The following is a 23,503-nucleotide window of genomic DNA, read 5'->3' as shown; positions in this document are numbered from 1 at the left end:
TTATGCACGAGAATCAACAACCACAGACCGAGGCTTTTGAGCTGAGTGAAGCAGAACGTGCCGCTATTGAGCACGAGATGCACCACTACGAAGACCCGCGTGCGGCGTCCATTGAAGCGCTGAAAATCGTACAGAAACAGCGTGGCTGGGTGCCGGATGGGGCGATCTACGAGATCGCAAAAGTGCTGGGTATTCCGGCAAGTGACGTAGAAGGCGTAGCCACGTTCTACAGCCAGATCTTCCGTCAGCCGGTTGGCCGCCATGTGATCCGCTACTGTGACAGCGTTGTCTGCCACATCACCGGTTATCAGGGCATTCAGGCTGCGATTGAGAAGAAGCTCAATATCAAGCCGGGCCAGACCACGTTCGATGGACGCTTTACTCTGCTGCCGACCTGCTGCCTGGGTAACTGCGACAAGGGGCCGACCATGATGATTGATGAGGACACTCACAGCCATCTGACGCCGGAAGCGATTCCTGACCTGCTGGAGCAGTACAAATGAAAACTGTAATTCGTACTGCTGAGACGCATCCGCTGACCTGGCGTCTGCGCGATGATAAACAGCCGGTATGGCTTGAAGAATACGAAAGCAAAAACGGCTATGCCGGTGCGCGTAAAGCCCTTGGCGGCATGGCGCCGGACGACATCGTTAACGCGGTAAAAGATTCTGGCCTGAAAGGGCGTGGCGGTGCGGGCTTCTCCACCGGTCTGAAGTGGAGCCTGATGCCGAAAGACGAATCCATGAACATCCGTTACCTGCTGTGTAACGCCGATGAAATGGAGCCGGGCACCTATAAAGACCGCCTGCTGATGGAGCAGCTGCCGCACCTGCTGGTGGAAGGCATGCTGATCTCCGCGTTTGCGCTGAAAGCGTACCGTGGCTACATCTTCCTGCGCGGTGAGTACATCGAAGCGGCAGAAAACCTGCGTCGCGCGATTGCCGAAGCCACCGAAGCGGGCCTGCTTGGCAAAAACATCCTGGGCACCGGGTTTGACTTCGAACTGTTCGTGCACACCGGTGCCGGGCGTTATATCTGCGGTGAAGAAACCGCGCTGATTAACTCCCTGGAAGGTCGCCGTGCGAACCCGCGCTCTAAGCCACCGTTCCCGGCAAGCTCCGGCGTATGGGGTAAACCGACCTGCGTAAACAACGTCGAAACCCTGTGTAACGTTCCGGCTATCCTCGCCAACGGCGTGGAGTGGTATCAGGGCATCTCCTCAAGTAAAGATGCCGGTACCAAGCTGATGGGCTTCTCTGGTCGCGTTAAAAATCCTGGCGTCTGGGAACTGCCGTTCGGTACCACCGCACGCGAAATTCTTGAAGACTACGCGGGCGGCATGCGCGATGGCCTGAAATTCAAAGCCTGGCAGCCGGGTGGGGCAGGGACTGACTTCCTGACCGAAGCCCACCTCGATCTGCCGATGGAATTCGAAAGCATTGGTAAAGCAGGCAGCCGTCTGGGTACGGCGCTGGCGATGGCCGTCGACCACGAGATCGGCATGGTCTCGCTGGTGCGTAACCTGGAAGAGTTCTTCGCCCGCGAGTCCTGCGGCTGGTGTACACCGTGCCGTGACGGACTGCCGTGGAGCGTGAAGATCCTGCGTGCAATCGAACGTGGCGAAGGCCAGCCTGGCGATATCGAGACACTTGAGCAACTGTGTCGATTCTTAGGCCCAGGCAAAACCTTCTGTGCCCACGCACCGGGTGCCGTCGAGCCGCTGCAGAGCGCGATTAAATATTTCCGCGACGAATTCGAAGCAGGCATCAAGCAGCCGTTCAGCAATACCCATTCAATCAATGGGATTCAGCCGAACCTGCTGAAAGCGCGCTGGTAAAAACAGAATTTTGATTAACGCTCGGTTTCGACCGAGACAACTGGAAGCATGCTAATGGCTACGATTCATGTAGACGGCAAAGAATACGAAGTCAACGGGGCGGACAACCTGCTGGAAGCTTGTCTGTCTCTTGGCCTCGATATTCCGTACTTTTGCTGGCATCCGGCGCTGGGCAGCGTCGGTGCTTGCCGCCAGTGTGCGGTGAAGCAATATCAAAACGCGGAAGACACGCGTGGTCGCCTGGTGATGTCCTGTATGACGCCAGCCACCGAAGGCACCTTTATTTCGATTGATGACGAAGAAGCCAAACAGTTCCGCGAAAGTGTGGTGGAATGGTTGATGACCAACCACCCGCACGACTGTCCGGTTTGTGAAGAGGGCGGTAACTGCCATCTTCAGGATATGACCGTCATGACCGGTCACAGCTTCCGTCGCTATCGCTTTACCAAGCGTACCCACCGTAATCAGGATCTGGGGCCGTTCATCTCTCACGAAATGAACCGCTGCATCGCCTGCTACCGCTGCGTGCGTTACTACAAAGACTACGCAGACGGTCAGGATCTGGGCGTGTATGGCGCACATGACAACGTCTACTTCGGTCGTCCGGAAGACGGTACGCTTGAAAGCGAATTCTCCGGTAACCTGGTAGAAATCTGCCCGACCGGCGTATTCACGGATAAAACCCACTCCGAGCGTTACAACCGTAAATGGGACATGCAGTTTGCGCCAAGCATCTGTCAGCAGTGTTCCCTCGGCTGTAACACCAGCCCGGGTGAGCGTTACGGCGAACTGCGCCGTATCGAAAACCGTTACAACGGTACCGTTAACCACTACTTCCTCTGCGACCGCGGTCGTTTCGGCTATGGCTATGTCAACCTGAAAGACCGTCCGCGTCAGCCGGTTCAGCGCCGTGGCGACGACTTCATTACCCTGAACGCTGAACAGGCGATGCAGGGCGCGGCAGATATTCTGCGCCAGTCGAAGAAAGTGATCGGTATCGGCTCCCCGCGCGCCAGTATCGAAAGCAACTTCGCGTTGCGCGAGCTGGTTGGGGCGGAAAACTTCTATACCGGTATCGCTCAGGGCGAGCAGGAACGTCTTCAGCTGGTACTGAAAGTGCTGCGTGAAGGCGGTGTCCACACCCCTGCGCTGCGCGAAATTGAATCTTATGATGCGGTTCTGGTGCTGGGTGAAGACCTGACGCAGACCGGCGCACGCGCGGCTCTGGCGGTTCGTCAGGCGGTGAAGGGGAAAGCACGTGAAATGGCAGCGGCGCAGAAAGTGGCCGACTGGCAGATTGCGGCAATCCTGAACATCGGTCAGCGCGCGAAGCATCCTCTGTTTGTGACCAACGTTGACAATACCCGTCTGGACGATATCGCGGCGTGGACCTACTGCGCACCGGTTGAAGATCAGGCGCGTCTTGGCTTTGCGATTGCCCACGCGCTGGACAGCAACTCTCCGGCCGTTGAGCTGGATCGCGACCTGCAGAACAAGGTCGACGTGATTGTTCAGGCCCTGGCCGGTGCGAAAAAACCGCTGATTATTTCCGGGACCAACGCCGGTAGCGCCGAGATCATTCAGGCGGCAGCCAACGTTGCCAAAGCCCTGAAAGGCCGCGGAGCGAACGTCGGTGTGACCATGATTGCCCGTGCGGTGAACAGCATCGGTCTGGGTATGATTGGCGGCGGCTCGCTGGAAGCAGCGTTAAGCGAACTGGAATCCGGCTCTGCTGACGCCGTTGTTGTGCTGGAAAACGATCTGCATCGCCATGCCTCTGCTGCTCGCGTTGACGCCGCGCTCTCCAAAGCGCCGTTGGTGATGGTGATTGACCATCAGCGCACGGCGATTATGGATAAAGCGCACCTGGTGCTCTCTGCGGCAAGCTTCGCAGAAAGCGATGGTACCGTTATCAACAACGAAGGCCGCGCACAGCGTTTCTTCCAGGTTTATGACCCGGCGTACTACGACAGCAACACCGTGATGCTGGAAAGCTGGCGCTGGCTGCACTCCCTGCACAGCACCGTGCAGAGCCGTGAAGTGGACTGGACGCAGCTCGACCACGTTATCGACGCGGTCGTCGAAAAACTGCCTCAGCTGGCAGGCATTAAAGATGCCGCGCCTGAAGCAAGCTTCCGCATTCGCGGCCAGAAACTGGCGCGTGAACCGCACCGTTACAGCGGTCGTACCGCAATGCGCGCCAATATCAGCGTGCACGAACCGCGCCAGCCGCAGGATAAAGACACGATGTTCGCCTTCTCAATGGAAGGGAACAACCAGCCGTCTGCGCCGCGTTCGCAAATCCCATTCGCATGGGCGCCAGGCTGGAACTCCCCGCAGGCATGGAACAAGTTCCAGGCTGAAGTGGGTGGCTCCCTGCGCCACGGCGATCCGGGCGTGCGTCTGATTGAAGCCTCCGAAACCGGTCTGGACTTCTTCACCACCGTACCGGCGAGCTTCCAGGCCCAGGATGGCAACTGGCGTATCGCGCCGTACTACCATCTGTTCGGTAGCGACGAGCTGTCCCAGCGTTCACCGGTCTTCCAGACCCGCATGCCGCAGCCGTACATCAAGCTCAACCCGGCGGATGCCGCGAAGCTTGGCGTTAACGCGGACGCAAACATTGCCTTTAGCTATGACGGCCAGACAATCAGCCTGCCGCTGATTATCTCTGAGGGTCTGACAGCAGGGCAGGTGGGTCTGCCAATGGGTATGCCTGGCATCGCGCCGGTACTGGCGGGTGCGCGTCTTGATAACCTGCAGGAGGCAAAAGCATGAGTTGGTTAACGCCGGATCTTATCGACATCCTGCTGAGTATTCTGAAAGCGGTTGTGATTCTGCTGGTGGTGGTCACCTGCGGCGCGTTCATGAGCTTTGGTGAACGTCGTCTGCTCGGTCTGTTCCAGAACCGTTACGGACCGAACCGCGTGGGCTGGGGTGGTTCACTCCAGCTTGTGGCGGACATGATCAAGATGTTCTTTAAAGAGGACTGGATCCCGCGCTTCTCGGACCGCGTGATCTTTACTCTGGCACCGATGATCGCCTTCACTTCGCTGCTGCTGGCGTTTGCTATCGTTCCGGTCAGCCCGACCTGGGTGGTCGCTGACCTGAACATCGGCATTCTGTTCTTCCTGATGATGGCAGGTCTCGCGGTTTACGCGGTGCTGTTCGCAGGCTGGTCCAGTAACAACAAATACTCGCTGCTGGGTGCGATGCGTGCTTCCGCGCAGACGCTGAGCTACGAAGTGTTCCTGGGTCTTTCCCTGATGGGCGTGGTGGCGCAGGCCGGTTCATTTAACATGACCGACATCGTCAACAACCAGGCTGACATCTGGAACGTTATCCCGCAGTTCTTTGGGTTTATTACCTTTGCTATCGCGGGCGTGGCGGTGTGTCACCGTCACCCGTTTGACCAGCCAGAAGCCGAACAGGAACTGGCCGACGGTTACCACATTGAATATTCCGGTATGAAATTCGGTCTGTTCTTCGTGGGCGAGTACATCGGTATCGTCACCATTTCCGCGTTGATGGTAACGCTGTTCTTTGGTGGCTGGCATGGCCCGTTCTTACCGCCGTTCATCTGGTTCGCGTTGAAAACCGCGTTCTTTATGATGATGTTCATTTTGATTCGTGCGTCCTTACCGCGTCCGCGTTATGACCAGGTAATGTCCTTCGGCTGGAAAGTGTGCCTGCCGCTGACGCTCGTCAACTTGTTGGTAACGGCGGCTGTCATTCTCTGGCAGCAGCCATAAGGGGCTTTAGACCATGACCTTAAAAGAATTATTAGTAGGTTTCGGCACCCAGGTACGCAGTATCTGGATGATCGGCCTGCACGCGTTTGCCAAACGCGAAACCCGGATGTACCCGGAAGAGCCGGTATATCTGCCGCCGCGCTACCGTGGCCGTATCGTGCTGACGCGCGATCCGGACGGTTCCGAGCGCTGCGTTGCCTGTAACCTGTGTGCGGTAGCGTGCCCGGTAGGCTGTATCTCTCTGCAAAAAGCCGAGACGGTAGATGGCCGCTGGTACCCTGAGTTCTTCCGCATCAACTTCTCACGCTGCATCTTCTGCGGTCTGTGTGAAGAAGCGTGCCCAACCACGGCGATTCAGCTGACTCCAGACTTCGAACTGGGTGAGTACAAGCGTCAGGACCTGGTGTACGAGAAAGAGGATCTGCTGATTTCCGGTCCGGGCAAATACCCGGAATATAACTTCTACCGGATGGCGGGTATGGCAATCGACGGCAAAGATAAGGGCGAAGCAGAGAACGAAGCTAAGCCTATCGACGTCAAGAGCCTGTTACCGTAAGGAGAGGGCAATGGAATTCGCTTTTTATATCTGTGGCCTTATCGCCATCCTGGCTACGCTGCGAGTGATCACGCACACCAATCCGGTGCATGCGCTGCTGTACTTAATCATTTCGCTGCTGGCCATTTCCGGGGTGTTCTTTGCGCTGGGCGCGCACTTCGCCGGTGCGCTGGAAATCATCGTCTACGCCGGTGCCATCATGGTGCTGTTCGTGTTCGTGGTGATGATGCTGAACCTGGGCGGCTCTGAAATTGAGCAGGAACGTCAGTGGTTAAAACCGCAGGTGTGGATTGGTCCGGCAATTCTGTCGGCCATCATGCTGGTGGTGATTGTTTACGCCATTTTGGGCGTGAACGATCAGGGCATCGACGGTACGCCAATCAGCGCTAAGACAGTGGGTATTGCTCTGTTTGGCCCTTATGTTCTGGCGGTTGAACTGGCGTCAATGCTGCTGCTGGCAGGTCTGGTTGTTGCCTTCCACGTCGGCCGTGAAGAGCGTGTGGGCGAGGTGCTGAGCAACCGCACTGATGACCGCGCGAAAAGAAAAACGGAGGAGCGCGCATGATCCCCTTAACACATGGACTGATCCTCGCTGCGATTTTGTTCGTTCTGGGCTTAACCGGTCTGGTTATCCGCCGCAATCTGCTGTTTATGCTGATTGGTCTGGAAATCATGATTAACGCCTCGGCGCTGGCCTTCGTGGTCGCCGGGAGCTACTGGGGCCAGGCCGACGGTCAGGTGATGTACATTCTCGCCATCAGCCTTGCGGCTGCCGAAGCGAGTATTGGCCTGGCGCTGTTGCTGCAGCTCCATCGTCGCCGCCAGAACCTGAACATCGATTCAGTAAGTGAGTTGCGTGGATGAACATGCTTGCCTTAACCATTATTTTTCCGCTGATTGGCTTCGTGCTGCTGGCGTTTTCTCGCGGCCGCTGGTCTGAGAATCTGTCTGCGACCGTGGGTATCGGCTCAATCGGTCTGGCTGCGCTGGTTACAGCGTATGCGGGTATCGACTTCTTTAACAACGGACGTCAGCCTTTCAGCGTGCCGCTGTGGACGTGGATGTCGGTCGGTGATTTCAACATCGGTTTCAACCTGGTGCTGGATGGTCTGTCTCTGACCATGCTCTCCGTTGTCACCGGCGTGGGCTTCCTGATCCACATGTTCGCCTCCTGGTATATGCGCGGTGAAGAGGGCTACTCCCGCTTCTTCGCCTACACCAACCTGTTTATCGCCAGCATGGTTGTTCTGGTGCTGGCCGATAACCTGCTGCTGATGTACCTGGGCTGGGAAGGCGTGGGTCTGTGTTCTTACCTGCTGATCGGTTTCTACTACACCGATCCGAAGAATGGCGCAGCGGCCATGAAAGCGTTCGTCGTGACCCGCGTGGGTGACGTGTTCCTCGCTTTCGCGCTGTTCATTCTCTATAACGAACTGGGCACGCTGAACTTCCGCGAAATGGTGGAACTGGCGCCGGCGCACTTCGAAGCAGGCAACAACATGCTGTGGTGGGCAACGCTGATGCTGCTGGGTGGCGCTGTGGGTAAATCCGCGCAGCTGCCGCTGCAGACATGGCTGGCCGACGCGATGGCGGGTCCAACGCCTGTCTCCGCGCTGATCCACGCCGCGACCATGGTAACCGCGGGTGTTTACCTGATTGCGCGTACCCATGGCCTGTTCCTGATGACCCCGGAAATTCTGCATCTGGTGGGTATCGTCGGTGCGGTCACGCTGGTGCTGGCAGGCTTTGCCGCACTGGTGCAGACCGACATCAAACGCGTTCTCGCGTACTCCACCATGAGCCAGATTGGTTACATGTTCCTGGCGCTGGGCGTTCAGGCGTGGGACGCCGCCATTTTCCACCTGATGACGCACGCGTTCTTTAAAGCGCTGCTGTTCCTTTCATCCGGTTCGGTGATCCTGGCCTGCCACCACGAGCAGAATATCTTCAAGATGGGCGGACTGCGTAAGTCTATCCCGCTGGTGTATGTCTGCTTCCTGGTGGGCGGCGCGGCGCTGGCGGCACTGCCGCTGATCACCGCGGGCTTCTTCAGTAAGGACGAAATCCTTGCGGGTGCCATGGCGAATGGTCATATCAATCTGATGGTTGCGGGTCTGGTCGGTGCGTTCATGACCTCCCTGTATACCTTCCGTATGATTTTCATCGTATTCCACGGTAAAGAACAAATTCACGCTCACGCAGGGAAGGGGATCACCCATCACCTGCCGCTGATTGTGCTGCTGGTACTCTCCACCTTCGTTGGCGCGATGATTGTGCCACCGCTGCAGGGCGTACTCCCGGCGACAACCGAGCTTGAGCACGGTCGCGTTCTGACGCTTGAAATCACCTCCGGCGTGGTTGCTATCGCGGGCATCCTGATTGCTGCATGGCTGTGGCTGGGTAAACGTACGCTGGTAACTGCCGTTGCCAACAGTGCGCCGGGCCGTCTGCTGGGCACCTGGTGGTACAACGCGTGGGGCTTCGACTGGCTGTACGACATGATCTTCGTTAAGCCGTTCCTGGGCATCGCGTGGCTGGTAAAACGCGACCCGCTGAACAGCCTGATGAATATCCCGGCGATCCTCTCCCGCTTTGCAGGTAAAGGCCTGCTGTACAGTGAGAACGGTTATCTGCGCTGGTATGTGGCATCCATGAGCATCGGTGCGGTTGTCGTGCTGGCGCTGCTGATGGTGTTGCGTTGATCGTTAAGTGAATTTTATTCGAATTCGTTGAAAATCAGGCCCCTGCTGGGGGCCTTAAAAAGGAATGTAAATCGCCATGTTACTACCCTGGCTAATATTAATTCCCTTCATCGGCGGCTTCCTGTGCTGGCAGACTGAACGCTTTGGCGTGAAGATGCCGCGCTGGATCGCGCTGATCACCATGGGATTAACGCTCGCACTTGGCCTGCAACTCTGGTTGCAGGGTGGCTACTCTCTGACCCAGTCTGCGGGCATTCCGCAGTGGCAGTCTGAGTTTATCCTGCCGTGGATCCCGCGTTTCGGCATTACGATCCACCTCGCGATTGACGGTTTGTCGCTACTGATGGTGGTACTGACCGGCCTGCTCGGCGTTCTGGCGGTACTTTGCTCCTGGCGAGAAATCGAAAAATACCAGGGCTTCTTCCACCTGAACCTGATGTGGATCCTGGGCGGCGTGATCGGCGTGTTCCTTGCCATCGACATGTTCCTGTTCTTCTTCTTCTGGGAGATGATGCTGGTGCCGATGTATTTCCTGATCGCGCTGTGGGGGCATAAGGCGTCCGACGGTAAAACGCGTATCACGGCGGCAACCAAGTTCTTCATCTATACCCAGGCGAGCGGTCTGGTGATGCTGATTGCCATCCTGGCGCTGGTGTTCGTGCATTACAATGCGACCGGTGTTTGGACCTTCAACTATGAAGAGCTGCTGAAGACCCCGATGTCTCACGGCGTGGAATACCTGCTGATGCTGGGCTTCTTCATCGCCTTCGCGGTGAAAATGCCGGTGGTTCCGCTGCACGGCTGGCTGCCAGACGCGCACTCTCAGGCACCGACGGCGGGTTCCGTTGACCTGGCGGGCATCTTGCTTAAAACGGCGGCCTACGGTCTGCTGCGTTTCGCACTGCCGCTGTTCCCGAATGCCTCCGCTGAATTCGCACCCATTGCCATGTGGCTCGGCGTGATCGGTATCTTCTACGGCGCGTGGATGGCCTTCACGCAGTACGACATCAAGCGTCTGATTGCCTACACCTCCGTTTCCCACATGGGCTTCGTGCTGATTGCGATCTACACCGGCAGCCAGCTGGCGTACCAGGGCGCGGTCATTCAGATGATTGCGCACGGCCTGTCCGCCGCGGGTCTCTTCATCCTGTGCGGTCAGCTGTACGAACGTCTGCATACTCGCGACATGCGTATGATGGGCGGCCTGTGGGGCAAAATGAAATGGCTGCCAGCGCTCTCCATGTTCTTCGCGGTTGCCACCCTGGGTATGCCGGGCACCGGTAACTTCGTCGGCGAATTTATGATTCTGTTCGGCAGCTTCAAAGTGGTTCCGATGATTACCGTCATCTCCACCTTTGGTCTGGTGTTCGCTTCCGTGTACTCGCTGGCGATGCTGCACCGCGCTTACTTCGGTAAAGCGAAGAGCGAAATTGCTGCACAAGAACTGCCGGGGATGTCGCTGCGTGAGCTGTTCATCATCCTGCTGCTGGTCGTACTGCTGGTGCTGTTGGGCTTCTATCCGCAGCCGATTCTGGATACCTCGCATAGCGCGATGGGCAACATCCAGCAGTGGTTTGTTAATTCTGCTTCTACTACAAGGCCGTAATTCGCCATGACAATAACTCCACAACAACTGATCGCGCTGCTACCGCTGCTGATCGTCGGATTGACGGTGGTGGTTGTGATGCTCTCCATTGCGTGGCGACGCAATCACTTCCTGAATGCGACCCTGTCCGTTTTGGGTCTGAACGCTGCGTTAGTCTCCCTCTGGTTTGTTGGCCAGGCGGGCGCGATGGATGTCACGCCGCTGATGCGCGTTGACGGTTACGCCATGCTGTACACCGGTCTGGTTCTGCTGGCAAGCCTGGCAACCTGCACCTTTGCGTACCCGTGGCTTGAAGGCTACAACGACAACAAAGAAGAGTTTTACCTGCTGGTACTGATTGCCGCACTGGGCGGCATTCTGCTGGCGAACGCGAACCACCTGGCCGCGCTGTTCCTCGGTATTGAGCTGATCTCACTCCCGCTGTTCGGCCTGATTGGTTACGCCTTCCGCCAGAAACGCTCTCTGGAAGCGGCGATCAAGTACACCATCTTGTCCGCTGCTGCCTCGTCGTTCCTGCTGTTCGGTATCGCGCTGCTGTACGCACAGACGGGTAATCTCTCCTTCCTGGCCATCGGCAAGAGCCTCGGCGACGGCATGCTGCACGAGCCGCTGCTGCTGGCGGGTCTGGGCATGATGATTGTTGGCCTCGGCTTCAAGCTCTCTCTGGTGCCGTTCCACCTGTGGACGCCAGATGTATACCAGGGCGCACCGGCTCCGGTGTCGACCTTCCTGGCGACAGCGAGCAAAATCGCTATCTTCGGTGTGGTGATGCGTCTGTTCCTGTACGCACCGGTAGGTGACAGCGAAGCGGTTCGCGTGGTGCTGGGCATTATCGCGTTCGTCTCAATCATCTTCGGTAACCTGATGGCGCTGAGCCAGACCAACATCAAGCGTCTGCTGGGCTACTCGTCTATCTCACACCTGGGTTACCTGCTGGTGGCGCTGATTGCGCTGCAGAGCGGCGAGATGTCGATGGAAGCCGTGGGCGTGTATCTGGCGGGTTACCTGTTCAGCAGTCTCGGCGCGTTCGGCGTGGTGAGCCTGATGTCCAGCCCGTACCGTGGTCCGGATGCGGATTCACTGTTCTCCTACCGTGGTCTGTTCTGGCACCGTCCGATTCTGTCTGCTGTGATGACCGTAATGATGCTCTCGCTGGCGGGTATCCCGATGACGCTGGGCTTTATCGGTAAGTTCTACGTGCTGGCAGTCGGTGTTCATGCGGGTCTGTGGTGGCTGACGGCGGGTGTCGTTATCGGCTCCGCGATCGGCCTTTACTACTACCTGCGCGTGGCCGTGAGCCTGTACCTGAGCGCGCCTCAGCAGCTTAACCGCGATGCACCGACCAACTGGCAGTACAGCGCCGGTGGTATCGTGGTGCTTATCTCTGCGCTGCTGGTGCTGATCTTCGGTATCTATCCGCAGCCGCTGATTGATATCGTGCAGCGAGCGATGCCGTTAATGTAAAAGCAAAAAACCCGCCTCGGCGGGTTTTTTTATGGTCTTCGCCCTCTCCCTGTGGGAGAGGGTTGGGGTGAGGGCACCAGCCCGCACCAGACTTAAGCCAGCTGCTTCCGGCTAATCAACGGCCCGTCAATCTTCTTCATCGAGCGGTCCAGCACTTCCTCAATCACTGACGATAGCTCGTTCAGCTCAAACTTCGCCACATACCCGTCGGCCTTCACCTTGCGAATATGGTCTTCGTTGGCGTTGCCGGACAGAGACGAGTGGATCACCACCGGAATATCCTTCAGGAACGGATCGGTTTTGATTTTGCGCGTCAGCGTAAAGCCATCCATCTCCGGCATTTCGAGGTCGGTCAGCACCAGTGCAATTTTATCGGTGATGGGAACCCCTTCAGCCTGCGCCTGTGCCGCCAGTACGCCAATTTTCTCCCATGCGTCTTTACCGGTAATGTGCAGTTGCGCGGGGATTTCCATCGCCTGCAGGCCTTTCTCCAGCATCGAGCGCGCCACTTTGGAATCTTCCGCAACAATCGCGACCGAGCCCGGCTTGATATTGAATTTGGTGGTTTTCAGATTGGTCGCGTGCAGATCGTGGTTAGCCGGGGTGATGTCGTACAGGATCTGCTCAACGTCCAGCACCATCGCCAGATCGTTGGTATCGGTCTTCTCGTCCAGACAGGCGATGCTGGTGATATAGCGCCCGCTGACGGCGGTTTCGGCCGCGTGAACCTGTTTCCAGTCGAGACGCATGATGTTCTCAACGGACTCCACGGCAAACGCCTGCACGCTGCGGGCGTATTCGGTGATCAGCAGAATGTTCAGTCCGGTCGTCGGCTTGCATCCGGCCACGGCGGCCAGGTCAATCACCGGGATCACCTGGTCGCGAATGTTCACCATCCCCATAAGCGGAGACTTCATGCCTGCGGGTTTGGTGAACGCCGGCATCGGCACGATTTCGCGCAGCTTGAACACGTTAATGCCAAACAGCTCGGACTTATTTTCGTTCAGAGAGGTGCCAAGACGGAACAGCAACAGTTCAAAACGGTTCGACAGGGTCAGATTCGCCCTGTCATCAATATCTTTCTGGAAATTATCCATTCTACCCTCAAGAGAAATGCTGACCTTTTAATCGTTATCGGCATCCTGAGGGAAAAATGAAGGACTAAACGCTGACCTGAGTGAAATCTTCCGCCAGCTCACACGCCGGGAACAGGTGACGGCACTCTGCCAGCAGGCTTGCACATCCCCGCGCGTCGTAGCGCGAGCTAACGTGAGTGACGATCAATCTCCCGACGCCCGCGTCACGGGCAAGCTGCGCCGCCTGACGCGTCGAGCTATGGCCCCGGCTGTTGGCTTTCTCTTCCATCGCCGTTTCAAGCGTCGCTTCATGCACCATCACATCCACGCCCTGTGCAAGCAGATGGGCGGAAGGGCACGGCGCGGTATCGCCAAAGATCGCCAGCTTTTTTCCCGGCTGCGGCGTCGCGAGGTAGTCCTGACCGTTCACCACGCGCCCGTCTTCCAGCGTGACGGTCTCTCCCTGCTTAAGACGCTGGAACAGCGGGCCGGGCTTTATGCCGTCAGCGATGAGAGCCGCGGCGTCGAGCGCGCCGGGTTTGTCGTGCTCTTCAATGCGATAGCCGTAACACTCAACCGGATGATTAAGCGGCTGGGCAGTGACGGTATACGCGCCATCGTCGAAGACCAGGCCTTCGGCGATCTCCACCACCTCGAGCGGATAATCCGTCCACGAGCCGCTCAGGCGCAGCGTCGTTTCAACAAATTCCCGAATACCCGCCGGCCCGTAAATCGTCAGCGGGTTGGCATTACCGGCCATCGAGCGGCTGCAGAGCAGGCCGGGCAGGCCGAAAAGGTGGTCACCGTGCAGATGGGTAATAAAAATTTTATCCAGTTTGCCCGGATGATAAGCGGTACGCAGCAGCTGGTGCTGCGTGCCTTCACCGCAGTCAAACAGCCACAGACCGCCGCGGGTGGGGTGATGACGATCCAGCAGGATCGCCGTCACGTTTCGTGAGCGGGTTGGCACGCCAGCGGACGTACCCAGAAAAATCAGTTCCATAATGCAATCAGCCCTTTGCCGAACGGGGAGGGGTTTAGTATAACGTGATGAACCCCAGTAAGGAGACAGACATGATCCAGTGGCAAGATTTACACCATAGCGAACTCACCGTTCATTCACTGTATGCCCTGTTGAAGCTGCGTTGCGAAGTCTTTGTTGTTGAGCAAACCTGCCCGTATCAGGACATCGATGGCGATGACCTCGTCGGCGAGAACCGTCATATCCTCGGCTGGCGCGAAAACGAGCTGGTGGCGTATGCGAGGATTCTGAAAAGCGACGACGATTTCGAGCCGGTGGTGATTGGCCGCGTCATCATCAGCGATAAAGCGCGCGGTGAAAAACTGGGCTATCAGCTGATGGAGAAAACCCTGGCATCGTGCGAAAAACAGTGGCCAGACAAGGCGTTATACCTCGGCGCGCAGGCGCATCTTCAATCCTTTTACGGGCACTTTGGCTTTGCGCCAGTGACGGATGTGTATGACGAAGATGGCATTCCGCATATCGGCATGGCGAGGGAAACGAAGCAGGCGTAATGGCGAGTCGTTGGCTATAGTTAGCGGACTGGTGTAACAACATGGAGAAAAATATGTCATTTCAATCCTGGGATACCCGTATCGACGACGACCTGGCCTTGCTGAGCGAGACGCTGGAAGAGGTGTTACGTTCGTCCGGCGACCCTGCCGATCAGAAATATATTGAGCTTAAAGCGCGTGCCGAAAAAGCACTGCATGAAGTGAAAAACCGCGTCAGCCATGCGTCTGATAATTACTACTACCGCGCGAAAAAAGCGGTTTATCGTGCCGATGATTACGTGCATGAAAAACCGTGGCAAGGCATTGGCGCCGGTGCTGCCGTCGGGCTGGTACTGGGGCTGCTCTTGGCCCGTCGTTAACAACGTTTTAAACGGTTAACCACTCCCTATACGTGGGTACTGATATTTCTTATGGTACCCCGTATAATACGAGGTTTTAACAGGGAGAGGTTCGCGTGCATTCGATATTCCTCGCGCTGGAGCAACTGCGCACACGGCTGGCGCAAGCGTTACCCGCAACACCCGGTTTACGTCATTTCGACGTCTCTTTCCCGTTAAACGACGCATTCGATCCCCTGGCCTGGCTGGGTGCCCAGCAATGCTATCCCCAATTTTACTGGCAGCAGCGTAGCGGCGATGAAGAGCTGGCCGCGCTGGGTGCCGTTATCCATTTTTCTTCTCTCGCGTTGGCCTCGCAGTTTTTGCATACGCAGCATGCAGCCAGTGACACCCGCATTTGCGGCCTGAACGCCTTTTCCCCGGAAAAGGGCAGCCTGTTTTTACCGCGCCTGCTCTGGCGACGTTCAGGTGGCGTTGCCACCCTGCGCCTGCAGCTGTGGAGTGAGTGTTCCCTTCAGGAAGATGCACAGGTGGCACAGCGTTTTTTAGGCAGTCTTCAGGACGCCAAACCGATCCGCCCGCTGTCCGTTCAGGTGGAACGCGAAACGCACCAGCCGCAAAAACCGGAATGGCTGCGCCTTATACGGCAGGCAACGGAGACTATCGCGCACGGTGAGTTTGAAAAAGTGGTCCTCGCCCGCGCCACCGATCTGCAATGCCATCAGCCGGTAAATGCCGTTGCCCTGATGGCAGCCAGCCGCGCGCTCAACCTGAACTGCTACCACTTCTGCATGGTTTTCGATGCCAGCAACGCGTTTCTGGGCTCTACGCCCGAGCGTCTGTGGCGTCGGCGCGGCACGTTGCTGCGCACCGAAGCGCTGGCAGGCACTGTCGCCAGCCACGCGGATGACGCTCATGCCCGGCGTCTGGGCGACTGGCTGATGAAAGACGATAAAAATCAGCGTGAGAATATGCTGGTTGTAGAGGACATCTGCGAGCGCTTGCAGCATCACACCCAAACGCTGGAGGTGCTGCCCGCGCAGGTCGTGCGGTTGCGGAAGGTGCAGCATCTGCGGCGCTGCATCTGGACCGAGCTCAAACACGCTGACGATGAACAGTGTCTGCATGTTCTGCAGCCGACTGCGGCGGTGGCCGGGCTACCGCGCCAGGCGGCGCGTGCGTTTATCCAGAACGTGGAACCTTTTGACCGCGAGTGGTATGCCGGATCGGCCGGCTATTTATCGCCTGAGCAAAGTGAATTCTGCGTGGCGCTGCGCTCTGCACGCGTCCACGGCGCGGCGCTGCGGCTCTACGCCGGGGCGGGGATCGTCAGCGGGTCTGACCCGGAACAGGAGTGGCAGGAGATAGAAAACAAAGCCGCCGGGCTGCGTTCTCTGCTCCTTAGGGATTAATACTGATTCGCGCATTCCCGATTCATATCAAAATTCCAAATTTTTCTATTATTTATACTGTGTCGCATTCTTGATACCGGACAAACTCATGTCAGTAAGTTCTTTTAACCGACGCTGGGCGACGGTGATCCTCGAAGCCCTGACCCGCCATGGCGTCAGGCACGTGTGTATTGCACCGGGCTCCCGCTCCACGCCGCTGACGCTGGCGGCGGCTGAAAACCGGGCCTTTATTCACCACACCCATTTTGACGAGCGCGGTCTGGGTCATCTGGCGTTAGGGCTGGCGAAAGCCAGCAACGCCCCCGTCGCGGTGATTGTCACCTCCGGAACCGCGGTAGCGAACCTCTATCCGGCGCTCATCGAAGCCGGGTTAACCGGTGAAAAATTGATCCTGCTGACGGCCGATCGTCCCCCTGAACTTATCGACTGCGGTGCCAATCAGGCGATTCGCCAGCCGGGTATTTTCGCATCTCATCCTTCCCAGACGGTCTCGTTGCCGCGTCCAACTCAGGATATTCCGGCAAGCTGGCTGGTTTCGACCCTTGACCACGCGATGGGCTCGCTGCGCAGCGGTGCGCTGCATATCAACTGCCCGTTTGCCGAGCCGCTCTACGGTGAACTGAATGACACCGGTTTGGCCTGGCAGCAGCAGCTCGGTGACTGGTGGGAGAGCGAAAAACCCTGGCTGCGCGAGCAGACGCACCTGGAAAGCGCGAAACAGCGCGACTGGTTCTTCTGGCGACAGAAGCGCGGTGTGGTGATTGCCGGTCGCATGAGCGCGGCTGAAGGCAAGCTGGTCGCCGAATGGGCGCAAACTCTCGGCTGGCCGTTGATTGGCGACGTGCTTTCCCAGACCGGTCAGCCGCTGCCGTGCGCCGATCTCTGGCTGGGTAATGCCAAAGCGGTCACCGAACTGGCGCAGGCGCAGATTGTGGTCCAGATCGGCTCCAGCCTCACCGGGAAGCGTCTGTTGCAGTGGCAGGCTACCTGCACACCGGAAGAGTACTGGCTGGTGGATCCGCGGGAGGGGCGGCTCGACCCGGCGCACCATCGCGGTCGTCGTCTGGTGAGCGAGATTGATAGCTGGCTGGAACTGCATCCGGCAGAAAAGCGTAAACCCTGGGCGGTGGCGATCCCGGAACTCTCGCGCCAGGCGTGGGAGCTCACCAGTGCGCAGTGCGAAGGTTTTGGTGAAGCCGAGCTTGCGCACCGTATTCGCCACTATCTGCCCGAGCAGGGGCAGCTGTTTGTCGGCAACAGCCTGGTAGTCCGCCTCATTGATGCCTTCTCTAAGCTGCCCGCAGGCTATCCGGTTTACAGCAACCGCGGAGCCAGCGGCATCGACGGGCTTATTTCCACGGCGGCAGGCGTGCAGCGCGCCAGTGCGAAATCGACGCTGGCGATTGTGGGCGACCTCTCTGCACTGTATGACCTCAACGCGCTGGCGCTGCTGCGTCAGGTCTCCGCGCCCTTTGTGCTGATTGTGGTGAACAACAACGGCGGGCAGATTTTCTCCCTGCTGCCGACGCCGCAGAGCGAGCGCGAACGCTTCTACCTGATGCCGCAAAACGTGCAGTTCGAGCATGCCGCCGCCATGTTCAGCCTCAAGTATCATCGTCCTGAAAACTGGGAACAGCTGGATACGGCGTTAAGCAGCGCCTGGCGGCAGCCGGGCACCACGCTTATTGAGCTGGTGGTGAACGATGCTGACGGCGCGCAGAAGCTGCAAAATCTGCTGGCGCAGGTGAGCCACCTGTGACCCTGGCTGGCGTGCAGCATAACGGTAAGCCGGGTTACCCCTGGCTGGTCTTTCTGCACGGGTTTTCCGGCGATTGCCGCGAGTGGCAGGCTGTCGGGGAGTCATTGCGCGAATATCCCCGGCTGTATCTCGACCTGCCGGGACACGGCGAATCTGCCGGTTTCAGCGTCGCCGGGTTTAACGATCTCAGCAATTTGCTTGCCAGCACCTTACTTAGTTACAACATACTTAACTACTGGCTGGTGGGATACTCTCTCGGCGGCCGCATTGCGATGTTTCAGGCTTGCCAGCAGCCAAAGGGCTTATGCGGCATTGTCGTTGAAGGCGGTCATCCTGGGCTGCAGGATGCGGGCTCGCGAGAGGCGCGGCTGGCGTCCGATCGCCGCTGGGCGACGCGTTTTCGTGCTGAACCGCTCCCTGACGTCTTTGCCGACTGGTATCAGCAGCCGGTGTTTGACTCTCTTACGGATGCGCAGCGCGGCGAACTGATTGCCCTGCGTAGCCGGAACAGCGGTGTGAATCTGGCAGCAATGCTTGAAGCCACCTCGCTGGCCGTGCAGCCCGACCTGCGTTCTGCGCTGAGCGCGTGCAACGCCCCTTTTTATTATCTCTATGGTGAACGCGACGAGAAGTTTTCGGCCATCGCCGCCGAACTGAACGCCGAACGCCAGGTTATTCCTCACGCCGGACACAACGCCCACCGGGAAAACCCCGGCGCGGTCGCCGCGAGTCTGGCTCAGATACTGCGTATTCGAACAAAGGACACTCTATGATCTATCCTGATGAACACATGCTCTACGCCCCGGTTGAATGGCAGGACTGCTCCGAAGGCTACACCGACATTCGTTACCACAAGTCCACCGACGGCATCGCCAAAATCACCATCAATCGTCCGCAGGTACGCAACGCGTTCCGTCCGCTGACCGTGAAAGAGATGATTCAGGCGCTGGCCGACGCGCGCTATGACGACAACATCGGCGTGATTGTCCTGACCGGTGAAGGTGACAAAGCGTTCTGCTCCGGCGGCGATCAGAAAGTGCGTGGCGACTACGGCGGATACCAGGATGATGCGGGTACGCACCACCTGAACGTCCTCGATTTCCAGCGCCAGATCCGTACCTGTCCAAAACCGGTTGTCGCGATGGTGGCGGGTTACTCCATCGGCGGCGGCCACGTGCTGCACATGATGTGCGACCTGACCATTGCCGCTGAAAATGCCATCTTCGGCCAGACTGGCCCGAAAGTCGGCTCCTTCGACGGCGGCTGGGGTGCGTCCTACATGGCACGCATCGTTGGGCAGAAAAAAGCGCGTGAAATCTGGTTCCTGTGCCGTCAGTACAACGCGCAGGAAGCGCTGGATATGGGCCTGGTGAATACCTTGGTGCCAATTGCCGATCTTGAAAAAGAGACCGTGCGCTGGTGCCGCGAAATGCTGCAAAACAGCCCAATGGCGCTGCGCTGTCTGAAGGCGGCCCTCAACGCCGACTGTGACGGACAGGCGGGTCTGCAGGAACTGGCGGGTAACGCCACCATGCTTTTCTACATGACCGAAGAGGGTCAGGAAGGACGCAACGCGTTTAACGAAAAGCGCCAGCCGGACTTCAGCAAATACAAACGGAACCCGTAATGCGTCGCGCTCAGGTTTACCGCTGGCAGATACCGATGGACGCGGGCGTGGTGCTGCGCGAGCGGCGGTTAAAAACCCGTGACGGACTCTTAGTGCATCTCCGGCAGGGCGAGCGGGAAGGCTGGGGCGAGATTTCACCTCTGCCGGGCTTTAGCCTGGAGTCGCTGGATGACGCGCAGGCGGCGCTGCTGGCCTGGGCGCGCGCGTGGCGTGAAGGCGCTAATCCGGCCCTGCCGGACCTGCCTTCCGCTGCATTCGGCATCAGCTGTGCGCTGGCGGAGCTTGACGGGAGCTTGCCTCAGGAAGCCAACTACCGCGCGGCGCCGCTCTGTACCGGCGATCCGGACGAACTGTTCGCGCTGCTCTCCGCCATGCCCGGCGAGAAAGTGGCGAAAATCAAAGTTGGCCTGTACGAAGCGGTGCGCGACGGGATGGTCGCCAACCTGCTGCTGGAAGCAATCCCGGACCTGCGCCTGCGGCTGGATGCCAACCGCGCCTGGACGCCGCTTAAGGCGCAGCAGTTCGCGAAGTACGTCAACCCGGCCTACCGCAACCGCATCGCGTTTCTGGAAGAACCGTGCAAAACGCGGGATGACTCCCGCGCCTTTGCCCGTGAAACGGGCATCGCGATTGCCTGGGATGAAAGCCTGCGCGAAGCCGATTTTGAATTTGTCGCCGAGCCGGGCGTGAGTGCGGTGGTCATTAAGCCGACGCTGACCGGCAGCCTGGACAAGGTGCGTGAGCAGGTCGCGGCTGCGCACGCCCTGGGGCTGACGGCGGTGATCAGTTCATCCATTGAGTCCAGCCTCGGGCTGACGCAGCTGGCGCGCATTGCGGCCTGGCTCACACCGCAGACCATCCCTGGCCTCGACACGTTAAGCTTGATGCAAACGCAGCTTATTCGTCAGTGGCCGGACAGCATACTGCCGTGCCTCGACGTTGAGGCGCTGGAGCCGCTGCTATGAGTTTTACCGACTGGCCTTGGCGGCACTGGCGCACGCAGCGTGCGGAAAAACCCGCGCTGCGCCTGGACGACGATGTTCTCACCTGGCAACAGCTTTGTGCGCGCATCGATAGCCTTGCCGCCGGGTTCCATCGTCAGGGCGTGCAGGAGGGTGACGGCGTGATGCTGCTCGCCCATAACCACCCGCAAACGCTGCTGGCGTGGCTTGCGCTGCTGCAGTGCGGTGCGCGCATTCTGCCGGTCAATCCCCAGCTTCCGCGCCCCTTGCTGGACGTCCTGCTCCCGCAGATGACGCTGCGCCATGCGCTGGTGCTGGACGGCGCGTTTGACGGGCTCTCTGCCCTTAGCCTGTCAGAACTCGCAGGGGAATATGCGGCCGCGTGGCAGCCGGATCGCCTGGCTTCCATGACGTTAACCTCTGGCTCGACGGGGTTGCCAAAAGCGGCGGTTCACACCTGCGCGGCGCATCTTGCGAGCGCGCAAGGCGTGCTGGCGCTGATGCCTTACGGCGGGGACGACGACTGGCTGCTGTCGTTGCCGCTGTTTCACGTTTCTGGTCAGGGGATTCTGTGGCGCTGGCTGCTGGCGGGCGGGCGCTTGACCGTGCGCAAGAAGCAGCCGCTGGAGCAGGCGCTGGAGGGCTGCACGCACGCGTCGCTGGTGCCGACCCAGCTGTGGCGTTTGTTTCATACTCAACACCACGTTGCGCTGAAAGCCGTTCTGCTCGGCGGAGCGGCAATTCCCGTTGAACTGACCGAGAAGGCGCGGGAGCAGGGCATTCGCACCTTCTGCGGTTACGGCCTGACGGAGTTCGCCTCTACCGTTTGCGCGAAAGCGGCGGACGGCGAGCCGGATGTGGGAACCGCCCTGCCGGGTCGGGAAGTGGAGCTGGTCGAGGGGGAAATCTGGATCAAAGCGCAAAGCATGGCGGCGGGCTACTGGCGAGACGGTGCGCTTCTTCCGCTCACTAACGCGCAGGGCTGGTTTGCCACCCGCGATCGCGGGGAATGGCGCAACGGTCGTCTGACGATTTTAGGTCGTATGGACAACCTCTTTTTCAGCGGAGGAGAGGGGATCCAACCCGAATCGCTGGAGCGCGTTATCGCCACGCATCCGCAGATAAGCCAGGTGTTTATCGTCCCGCTGGACGACGCCGAGTTCGGACAGCGTCCTGTGGCGGTGGTGGAGTGCGAGCCGGGAACGGATATCGCGCAATTCCCTGACTGGATCCAGGGCAGGCTGGCGCGTTTTGAACAGCCGGTACACTGGCTGGTGCTGCCCGCAGAGCTAAAAAATGGCGGGATAAAAATCTCCCGCCAGGCGTTAAAACAGTGGGTCAATGCCCTGCTGAGGGGCTAATCAGCCGACGTCCGGCTCGGGCTTGCGCTGGCGTCGACGCAGCAGGCGTAGGATCGGCGGCACCACAATCACCATGATCGCCATGGCCAGCAGGATCTTCGTTACGCTGCTCTCCCACAGTATCGACATATTGCCGTTGCTAATGGAGAGGGCGCGGCGCAGGTTCTGCTCCAGCATCTCACCCAGCACAAAGCCTAAAATCAGCGGCGACATCGGGAAGTGCATCTTGCGTAAGATGTATCCTAGCACGCCAAGCAGTACCATCAGCACCAGGTCGAAGGTGGTGCTGTGCACCGCGTACACCCCAACCGCAGAGACCGCCGCAATGGCGGGCACCAGGAACCACAGGGGAATGGTCAGCATGCGGGTAAACAGACCGATCAGCGGGATGTTCATCACCAGCAGCATCACGTTGGCGATCAGCAGTGCCGCAATCAGCCCCCACACGATGTCCGGCTGCTCGGTGAACATCGCCGGACCCGGGGTGATGTTATAGAGCGTCAGCGCGCCCATCATCACCGCCGTGGTGCCGGAGCCCGGCACGCCGAGCGTCAGCATCGGGATAAACGAGCCGCAGGCCGAGGCGTTATTGGCCGCCTCTGGCGCCGCCACGCCGCGTATATCGCCCTTACCGAAGCTGTCGCTGTTGCCGCTCAGCTTTTTCTCGGTCATGTAGGTGATAGCGCTGGCGATGGTCGCCCCCGCGCCGGGCAGGATGCCGACGAAGAAACCAATCACCGACGAACGCAGGGTAGCACCCACACACTGCGCCCCCTCTTTGGCATTAAAGAGCATGCGGCCGGTTTTGCGCACCAGCGTCTGCCCGCTGCTGGTATGTTCCAGCATCAGTAAGATTTCTGAGACAGAGAACAGGCCAATCACGACGACGATAAACTGCACGCCGTCGGACAGGTGAACACTGTCGAAGGTAAAGCGATAAACCCCGGTGTTGGCATCCACACCGACGGTGGCTAACCCTAAGCCAATCAGCGCAGACAAAAACGATTTGAGCGGGTTTTGCGCCATCATGCTGCCGAGGCAGGCGATAGCGAACACCATCAGTGCAAAATATTCCGCCGGGCCAAACGCCAGCGACCACTGGGCCAGCGCAGGGGCGAACAGAATGATACCTCCAATGGCAATCAGCGAACCGAAGAACGAGCTGACGGCAGAAATGGAGAGCGCCACGCCGCCGCGTCCCTGTTGCGCCATGGGATAACCGTCGAGCGCGGTCATAATGGCGGCGGCATCGCCGGGCACGTTCAGGAGTATGGAGGAGATGCGTCCGCCGTACTCGCAGCCGATATACACCGTCGCCAGTAAGATCAGGGCGGATTCAGCCGGCAGGTGCAGGGCAAAGGCGAGCGGCAAAAGTATCGCCACGCCGTTAATCGGACCAAGACCGGGCAGCAGGCCGACGATCGTGCCCACGAAGCAGCCGATCAGGGCGATCACCAGGTTTTCCGGGGTCATCGCTACCGCGAACCCCTGCGAGAGGTAAATCCAGGTATCCAT

General features: G+C 58.8%; 21 protein-coding genes. 18 read left to right on the top strand and 3 right to left on the bottom strand.

Translation table 11 applies throughout. From position 1 onward, the window contains the following. The first annotated feature begins 2 nt into the window (after nt 1-2). The 10 genes from nuoE to nuoN all read left to right on the top strand — a co-directional run bounded on the left by nuoE (nt 3) and on the right by nuoN (nt 11,917). Nucleotides 3-503: an NADH-quinone oxidoreductase subunit NuoE gene (gene nuoE, locus ACOQH0_RS15785; RefSeq protein ID WP_006176513.1), complete on the top strand. Its 501-nt coding sequence runs from the start codon at nt 3-5 to the stop codon at nt 501-503. Beyond that, nucleotides 500-1,837, top strand: a complete 1,338-nt coding sequence (nuoF, locus tag ACOQH0_RS15780; RefSeq protein WP_089597913.1) for an NADH-quinone oxidoreductase subunit NuoF — start codon at nt 500-502, stop codon at nt 1,835-1,837. Before nuoE ends, nuoF begins: the two co-directional genes overlap by 4 nt. A 54-nt stretch (nt 1,838-1,891) precedes the next feature. Beyond that, nucleotides 1,892-4,615, top strand: coding sequence for an NADH-quinone oxidoreductase subunit NuoG (gene nuoG / locus ACOQH0_RS15775; RefSeq protein ID WP_421510789.1), 2,724 nt, complete (start codon nt 1,892-1,894; stop codon nt 4,613-4,615). After that, complete coding sequence (gene nuoH, locus ACOQH0_RS15770) at nt 4,612-5,589, top strand: NADH-quinone oxidoreductase subunit NuoH (protein ID WP_010433351.1); 978 nt, start codon at nt 4,612-4,614, stop codon at nt 5,587-5,589. Before nuoG ends, nuoH begins: the two co-directional genes overlap by 4 nt. Before the next feature lie 13 nt (nt 5,590-5,602). Continuing rightward, a complete protein-coding gene (nuoI, locus tag ACOQH0_RS15765; protein ID WP_003861491.1) occupies nt 5,603-6,145 on the top strand; it encodes an NADH-quinone oxidoreductase subunit NuoI in 543 nt (180 codons plus the stop codon). A gap of 10 nt (nt 6,146-6,155) precedes the next feature. Next, complete coding sequence (gene nuoJ, locus ACOQH0_RS15760) at nt 6,156-6,710, top strand: NADH-quinone oxidoreductase subunit J (protein ID WP_010433354.1); 555 nt, start codon at nt 6,156-6,158, stop codon at nt 6,708-6,710. Then, nucleotides 6,707-7,009 (top strand): NADH-quinone oxidoreductase subunit NuoK, encoded by a 303-nt coding sequence (gene nuoK / locus ACOQH0_RS15755; RefSeq protein ID WP_006176506.1) that lies wholly within the window; start codon nt 6,707-6,709, stop codon nt 7,007-7,009. The genes nuoJ and nuoK overlap by 4 nt, the downstream gene beginning before the upstream one ends. Then, nucleotides 7,006-8,847 (top strand): NADH-quinone oxidoreductase subunit L, encoded by a 1,842-nt coding sequence (gene nuoL, locus ACOQH0_RS15750; protein ID WP_089597915.1) that lies wholly within the window; start codon nt 7,006-7,008, stop codon nt 8,845-8,847. The genes nuoK and nuoL overlap by 4 nt, the downstream gene beginning before the upstream one ends. A gap of 76 nt (nt 8,848-8,923) precedes the next feature. Further along, nucleotides 8,924-10,453 (top strand): NADH-quinone oxidoreductase subunit M, encoded by a 1,530-nt coding sequence (nuoM, locus tag ACOQH0_RS15745; RefSeq protein WP_089597916.1) that lies wholly within the window; start codon nt 8,924-8,926, stop codon nt 10,451-10,453. Nucleotides 10,454-10,459: 6 nt separating this feature from the next. Further along, nucleotides 10,460-11,917: an NADH-quinone oxidoreductase subunit NuoN gene (nuoN, locus tag ACOQH0_RS15740; RefSeq protein WP_010433361.1), complete on the top strand. Its 1,458-nt coding sequence runs from the start codon at nt 10,460-10,462 to the stop codon at nt 11,915-11,917. 92 nt (nt 11,918-12,009) lie between these two features. Here nuoN and ACOQH0_RS15735 read toward each other — a convergent pair whose 3' ends face one another. Continuing rightward, nucleotides 12,010-13,014, bottom strand: coding sequence for a chemotaxis protein (locus tag ACOQH0_RS15735; protein WP_120157786.1), 1,005 nt, complete (start codon nt 13,012-13,014; stop codon nt 12,010-12,012). A gap of 64 nt (nt 13,015-13,078) precedes the next feature. After that, nucleotides 13,079-13,996 carry a ribonuclease Z gene (rnz, locus tag ACOQH0_RS15730; RefSeq protein WP_421510788.1) on the bottom strand — a complete coding sequence of 306 codons (918 nt, stop codon included), beginning with the start codon at nt 13,994-13,996 and terminating at the stop codon, nt 13,079-13,081. Between the two features lie 71 nt (nt 13,997-14,067). On the opposite strand from rnz, the gene ACOQH0_RS15725 reads away from it, so the two are divergent. The 8 genes from ACOQH0_RS15725 to menE all read left to right on the top strand — a co-directional run bounded on the left by ACOQH0_RS15725 (nt 14,068) and on the right by menE (nt 21,988). Continuing rightward, entirely contained in the window at nt 14,068-14,529 is a 462-nt protein-coding gene (locus ACOQH0_RS15725) for a GNAT family N-acetyltransferase (RefSeq protein WP_010433368.1), read from the top strand. Between the two features lie 53 nt (nt 14,530-14,582). Further along, nucleotides 14,583-14,888: a stress response protein ElaB gene (gene elaB / locus ACOQH0_RS15720; protein ID WP_029485146.1), complete on the top strand. Its 306-nt coding sequence runs from the start codon at nt 14,583-14,585 to the stop codon at nt 14,886-14,888. 95 nt (nt 14,889-14,983) lie between these two features. Continuing rightward, a complete protein-coding gene (gene menF / locus ACOQH0_RS15715) occupies nt 14,984-16,279 on the top strand; it encodes an isochorismate synthase MenF (protein ID WP_421510787.1) in 1,296 nt (431 codons plus the stop codon). 88 nt (nt 16,280-16,367) lie between these two features. Then, a complete protein-coding gene (gene menD, locus ACOQH0_RS15710; protein ID WP_421510786.1) occupies nt 16,368-18,038 on the top strand; it encodes a 2-succinyl-5-enolpyruvyl-6-hydroxy-3-cyclohexene-1-carboxylic-acid synthase in 1,671 nt (556 codons plus the stop codon). After that, the gene (gene menH, locus ACOQH0_RS15705; RefSeq protein ID WP_421510785.1) at nt 18,035-18,811 is read left to right on the top strand and encodes a 2-succinyl-6-hydroxy-2,4-cyclohexadiene-1-carboxylate synthase; all 777 of its coding nucleotides are present in this window, start codon (nt 18,035-18,037) and stop codon (nt 18,809-18,811) included. Before menD ends, menH begins: the two co-directional genes overlap by 4 nt. Then, entirely contained in the window at nt 18,808-19,665 is an 858-nt protein-coding gene (gene menB / locus ACOQH0_RS15700; protein ID WP_421510784.1) for a 1,4-dihydroxy-2-naphthoyl-CoA synthase, read from the top strand. The genes menH and menB overlap by 4 nt, the downstream gene beginning before the upstream one ends. Further along, a complete protein-coding gene (gene menC, locus ACOQH0_RS15695; protein WP_421510783.1) occupies nt 19,665-20,630 on the top strand; it encodes an o-succinylbenzoate synthase in 966 nt (321 codons plus the stop codon). Before menB ends, menC begins: the two co-directional genes overlap by 1 nt. Continuing rightward, nucleotides 20,627-21,988: an o-succinylbenzoate--CoA ligase gene (menE, locus tag ACOQH0_RS15690; RefSeq protein ID WP_421510782.1), complete on the top strand. Its 1,362-nt coding sequence runs from the start codon at nt 20,627-20,629 to the stop codon at nt 21,986-21,988. Before menC ends, menE begins: the two co-directional genes overlap by 4 nt. On the opposite strand, the gene ACOQH0_RS15685 is transcribed toward menE, so the two are convergent. After that, complete coding sequence (locus tag ACOQH0_RS15685) at nt 21,989-23,503, bottom strand: tripartite tricarboxylate transporter permease (RefSeq protein ID WP_421510781.1); 1,515 nt, start codon at nt 23,501-23,503, stop codon at nt 21,989-21,991.

The organism is Enterobacter sp. JS8-1 (assembly GCF_049187015.1).
Taxonomy (GTDB): Bacteria; Pseudomonadota; Gammaproteobacteria; order Enterobacterales; family Enterobacteriaceae; genus Enterobacter; species Enterobacter mori.
Note: the sequence above shows the minus strand (reverse complement) of the source record. Positions and strands in the feature narration are given on the sequence as shown.

What these genes read in the sequence shown, in the direction of transcription:
- nuoE (WP_006176513.1), top strand. Translation starts at nt 3, where the DNA reads ATGCACGAGAATCAACAACCACAGACCGAGGCTTTTGAGCTGAGTGAA.
- nuoF (WP_089597913.1), top strand. Translation starts at nt 500, where the DNA reads ATGAAAACTGTAATTCGTACTGCTGAGACGCATCCGCTGACCTGGCGT.
- nuoG (WP_421510789.1), top strand. Translation starts at nt 1,892, where the DNA reads ATGGCTACGATTCATGTAGACGGCAAAGAATACGAAGTCAACGGGGCG.
- nuoH (WP_010433351.1), top strand. Translation starts at nt 4,612, where the DNA reads ATGAGTTGGTTAACGCCGGATCTTATCGACATCCTGCTGAGTATTCTG.
- nuoI (WP_003861491.1), top strand. Translation starts at nt 5,603, where the DNA reads ATGACCTTAAAAGAATTATTAGTAGGTTTCGGCACCCAGGTACGCAGT.
- nuoJ (WP_010433354.1), top strand. Translation starts at nt 6,156, where the DNA reads ATGGAATTCGCTTTTTATATCTGTGGCCTTATCGCCATCCTGGCTACG.
- nuoK (WP_006176506.1), top strand. Translation starts at nt 6,707, where the DNA reads ATGATCCCCTTAACACATGGACTGATCCTCGCTGCGATTTTGTTCGTT.
- nuoL (WP_089597915.1), top strand. Translation starts at nt 7,006, where the DNA reads ATGAACATGCTTGCCTTAACCATTATTTTTCCGCTGATTGGCTTCGTG.
- nuoM (WP_089597916.1), top strand. Translation starts at nt 8,924, where the DNA reads ATGTTACTACCCTGGCTAATATTAATTCCCTTCATCGGCGGCTTCCTG.
- nuoN (WP_010433361.1), top strand. Translation starts at nt 10,460, where the DNA reads ATGACAATAACTCCACAACAACTGATCGCGCTGCTACCGCTGCTGATC.
- ACOQH0_RS15735 (WP_120157786.1), bottom strand. Translation starts at nt 13,014, where the DNA reads ATGGATAATTTCCAGAAAGATATTGATGACAGGGCGAATCTGACCCTG.
- rnz (WP_421510788.1), bottom strand. Translation starts at nt 13,996, where the DNA reads ATGGAACTGATTTTTCTGGGTACGTCCGCTGGCGTGCCAACCCGCTCA.
- ACOQH0_RS15725 (WP_010433368.1), top strand. Translation starts at nt 14,068, where the DNA reads ATGATCCAGTGGCAAGATTTACACCATAGCGAACTCACCGTTCATTCA.
- elaB (WP_029485146.1), top strand. Translation starts at nt 14,583, where the DNA reads ATGTCATTTCAATCCTGGGATACCCGTATCGACGACGACCTGGCCTTG.
- menD (WP_421510786.1), top strand. Translation starts at nt 16,368, where the DNA reads ATGTCAGTAAGTTCTTTTAACCGACGCTGGGCGACGGTGATCCTCGAA.
- menB (WP_421510784.1), top strand. Translation starts at nt 18,808, where the DNA reads ATGATCTATCCTGATGAACACATGCTCTACGCCCCGGTTGAATGGCAG.
- menC (WP_421510783.1), top strand. Translation starts at nt 19,665, where the DNA reads ATGCGTCGCGCTCAGGTTTACCGCTGGCAGATACCGATGGACGCGGGC.
- menE (WP_421510782.1), top strand. Translation starts at nt 20,627, where the DNA reads ATGAGTTTTACCGACTGGCCTTGGCGGCACTGGCGCACGCAGCGTGCG.
- ACOQH0_RS15685 (WP_421510781.1), bottom strand. Translation starts at nt 23,503, where the DNA reads ATGGATACCTGGATTTACCTCTCGCAGGGGTTCGCGGTAGCGATGACC.